The 3522-nt window shown below is 71.1% G+C and carries 4 protein-coding genes; 2 read left to right on the top strand and 2 right to left on the bottom strand.

Annotated elements, in window-relative coordinates:
• Window positions 1-185: 185 nt before the first annotated feature.
• On the top strand, window positions 186-734 hold the full coding sequence (locus ACFV6I_RS17805) for a YceI family protein (RefSeq protein WP_380426219.1): 549 nt from the start codon (window positions 186-188) through the stop codon (window positions 732-734).
• A gap of 408 nt (window positions 735-1142) precedes the next feature.
• Here ACFV6I_RS17805 and ACFV6I_RS17800 read toward each other — a convergent pair whose 3' ends face one another.
• Together ACFV6I_RS17800 and ACFV6I_RS17795 are read right to left on the bottom strand one after the other, a co-directional pair.
• Window positions 1143-1565, bottom strand: a complete 423-nt coding sequence (locus ACFV6I_RS17800; protein ID WP_063351808.1) for a RidA family protein — start codon at window positions 1563-1565, stop codon at window positions 1143-1145.
• A 68-nt stretch (window positions 1566-1633) separates the two neighbouring features.
• Window positions 1634-2308 (bottom strand): HD domain-containing protein, encoded by a 675-nt coding sequence (locus tag ACFV6I_RS17795; protein ID WP_380337799.1) that lies wholly within the window; start codon window positions 2306-2308, stop codon window positions 1634-1636.
• Window positions 2309-2379: 71 nt separating this feature from the next.
• Here ACFV6I_RS17795 and ACFV6I_RS17790 point away from each other — a divergent pair, with 71 nt between their 5' ends.
• On the top strand, window positions 2380-3360 hold the full coding sequence (locus tag ACFV6I_RS17790) for a GlxA family transcriptional regulator (RefSeq protein WP_380426217.1): 981 nt from the start codon (window positions 2380-2382) through the stop codon (window positions 3358-3360).
• Window positions 3361-3522 lie beyond the last annotated feature (162 nt).

Below are 3522 nucleotides of genomic sequence, written 5' to 3'. Positions count from 1 at the left end.
GCCCGCGTTGGGGGGGGGGGGGGGGGGCGGGCGCCCCCCCCGCGACGCCCCCGCGACGACGGACGCCCCCGAATTCAGGCCCCGCCACACCACCACCGGGCGGAAGCAGGCGCGCGACTCACCAGCCCGCGACGCCGCACCCCACCCAAGCGCCACTGCCTGCCCCACCGCGAAAGACGGTCGCCATGACCCGCCGCACCACCGACCCCACCCAGCCCTCCACCAGGCTGCCCGACCTCAGCACCGGCCCCTGGGTCCTGGACCCGGCCACGTCATCAGTGGAGATCAAGCACAAGTCGATGTGGGGACTGGCCACGATCAGGGCCGCCTTCACCAAGCTCAGCGGCGAAGGCGAGATCAGCCCCGACGGCTCCGCGCACGGCACACTGACCGTCGAGGCCGCGTCGATCCTCAGCAAGCAGGCCAAACTCGACACCCACCTGCGCTCCGCGGACTTCTTCGACGTCGACAGGTATCCGACGTTCACCTTCACCGCCACCCGCGTCGTCGCCGACAGCGCCGGAACCGCCAAGGTCACCGGCAGCCTCACCGTGCTCGGCACCACCCGCCCGCTCACCTTCACCGCCCGCGCCACCGCCGCCGGCCCGCACGAGGTGACCCTCAGCGGCGAGATCACCGTCGACCGCAACGACTTCGGCATGAACTGGAACAGAGCCGCAATGATCAAGGGCCTCACCACCGTCACCCTCACCACCCGCTTCACCCACCGCTGACCCACCGGTCCCCGCCCCCCCGACCCGGCCCCGTACTGGGGCGGGCCCTGGAAGCGGAGCTGACGAGGTTGATCCGCAGGTTCCGCGGCACCTCACCGGCCGCGTTGCATGGACGTACGCGACTTCGTCCTGTGGCTGCGGACGTGCCACAACCCGGCGCGGGACCGGCGCCGACCGGATGCGCCCGTGCCGGGATCGCTGAACGCGCCACCGGCAAGCCGTACCTGAGGTCGGGCTACGCCCCGGCCACCGTCAACCACGCGGTGTCGGTGCTGGCGGCGTTCTACGACCACCATCTGCAGACCGGGCAGGGTCCCGTCGTCTCCCCGGTGCCGCCGCAGTCCCGTGAGTACCTCACGTCCGTCGCGACGGGCTCCTGGGCCAGCGCGCCGGCCCAGGAGCGGCGTTCTACCGGGATGCGGCGGGATACGCGGCGGTCGCGCGGATTTCGACGAGGAGTCCCGGGCTGGCGAGGCCGCTGACCCCGATGATCGTCCAGGTCGGGTAGGGCGCCTTGACGAGGCGCTGCTTGGCCTCGATGAAGCCGGGCAGGTGCCGGCGGATGTCGACGTGGTAGCTGGTGACGTCGACGAGGGCGGACGGGTCGAGGTTCTCCAGTCGAAGGATCTCTTCGATCTTCCGGATGGCGATCTCGGTCTGCTCTTCGATGGTGTCCGGGATGGTTCCGTCGGCGCGGCGACCGATCGTTCCGGCGATGAACAGGAGGCCGTGCGCGCGGACCGCGGCGGAATAGCCGAAGCTCGCGAAGGCGCTGGTGGTTTGTCCGAAGACTGCGTTGTCCTCGGGGATCGCGACGGTGTGGACGGTCATTGCGGTGCTTCCTCTTCTTTGGTGACTCGGTCGTGTTCTTCGGTGACACGGTCGTGGAGTCCGTGGAGTCAGTTGCCCCAGCGGGACGAACGGCAGGCGTGCTCCAGCCGGGTCCGGCCGAAGGTCTCGCGTTCACGGAGGAATTCGCCGGGGATCGTGTACCGGGGTGCGTTCTTCGGGTCTTTCGCGGCCTGCGCGACGATCGCGTCGGTGAGTGAGCGGATCATGTCCAGCCGTGGATAGGCGGCGTGCACGGCGTCGGCCTGCTCGTCGGTGACGGCGTCGATGTGGGCGGCGCCGATCGGGCCACCGAAGTCGAGTGCGACGCCCTCGCGGACGAGCACGCACAGCGTGCCGCGGCGTTCTGCGATACCCGGGGAGGTGTGGAGGGCGATGGCCTGCCAGACCTGGTCGGCATCGATTGCCGGTAATCCGCGGTCGATGAGGAATGAGGCGGCCCGGTCGGCGCCTTCGACCTCGAACCGTTGGTTGTGCGGGCCGTCCGACGCCACGCCGAGGTCGTGCATCGCGCACGCGGCGAACAACAGGTCGTCCTGGTAGTCGTGGCCGACGACCAGGCCGAGGCGGCCGGCAACCAGCCGGGCGAACAGGTAGCTGCGGATGCTGTGGTTGAAGACGGACGGCGTTTCCACCGGTCGGATGAGGTTCATGACGGCGTCGGCAAGCGGTGTGCCGGGCAGCGTGATCAGGTCGGCGGTCGCCTCGTGGGTGGGTCCGGTCATGTCTTCAGCCTGGCCGTGACCGCCCTGACCTGGTGAGAGGCAAAATTTCCTTACTTCGCTAGAATCTTGCCATGGCAGTGCATCGAGTCGCGGTCCTGGCGCTGGACGGGGTCACCCCTCTCGACCTGGCGATCCCGACGCAGATCTTCACCACCCGGCCGGAAACCCCCTACGAGATGACCCTGTGCGCGTTGCAGCCGAAGGTGGCCACCAGCGCGGGTTTCGCCCTGGTCGCCGACGACGGCCTGGAGCGGGTGAGCACCGCCGACACCGTGATCGTGCCGGGATTCGACCTGATCCTCCCGTTGCCGGACGCCGTGCTCGAGACACTGGCCGGAGCCCGCGACCGAGGCAAGCGCGTGGTGTCGATCTGCACGGGCGCCTTCGCGCTGGCCGCAGCGGGCGTCCTGGACGGGCTGCACGCCACGACCCACTGGAAGCACATCGACGAGTTCGAGCGGAGCTTCCCGGCCGTCTCGGTCGACCGCGACGTGCTCTACGTCGACGAGGGCGACGTGCTCACCTCGGCCGGGGTGTGCTGCGGCATCGACCTGTGCCTGCATATCGTGCGCCGCGACCTGGGCGCGGAGATGGCCAACCAGATCGCCCGCGGTCTGGTCGCCGCCCCGCACCGAGACGGTGGGCAGGCCCAGTACGTGCCGGCTCCCGTCGCGGTGGCCGGCGAGGCGTCGCTGTCCGGTACCCGTGGATGGGCCCTGCAGCGGCTCGGCGAGCCGCTCTCGCTGCGCGTGCTCGCCCGGCACGCGGGCCTCTCGCAGCGCACCTTCATGCGCCGGTTCACCGAGGAGACGGGCACGACCCCGTTGCAGTGGATGCTCAACGCCCGGCTGGGCAGGGCGCGGGAGCTGCTGGAATCCACGGACCGCTCGGTGGAGCAGGTGGCGCGGGACTGCGGGCTGGGCACGGCGGCCAACCTGCGGCTGCACTTCCGGCGCGCACTGGACACCACCCCCACCGCCTACCGCCGCACCTTCACACGCTCGACGTCCCGCAGTCCGGCCTGTTCACCAGCGGTCACGCCCTCGGCCTGAGAACGGCCACCACGACACTGAGAGTCCTTGCCGGGGCGAGATGCCGTCCGGCCACCGGTGGCCGGACGGCGGGGGCCGGCGGCGGGCGGGTGCGGGGGGGGCGCGCGCGCCCCCCCGGGGGGGGGGGGGGGTCGGCGCGCCCGGGGGGGCGCGGGGGGTGGG

This window comes from Kitasatospora sp. NPDC059803 (assembly GCF_042732255.1).
In the GTDB taxonomy this organism is placed as follows: Bacteria; Actinomycetota; Actinomycetes; order Streptomycetales; family Streptomycetaceae; genus Kitasatospora.
This window is presented reverse-complemented; position numbering and strand designations above follow the sequence as displayed.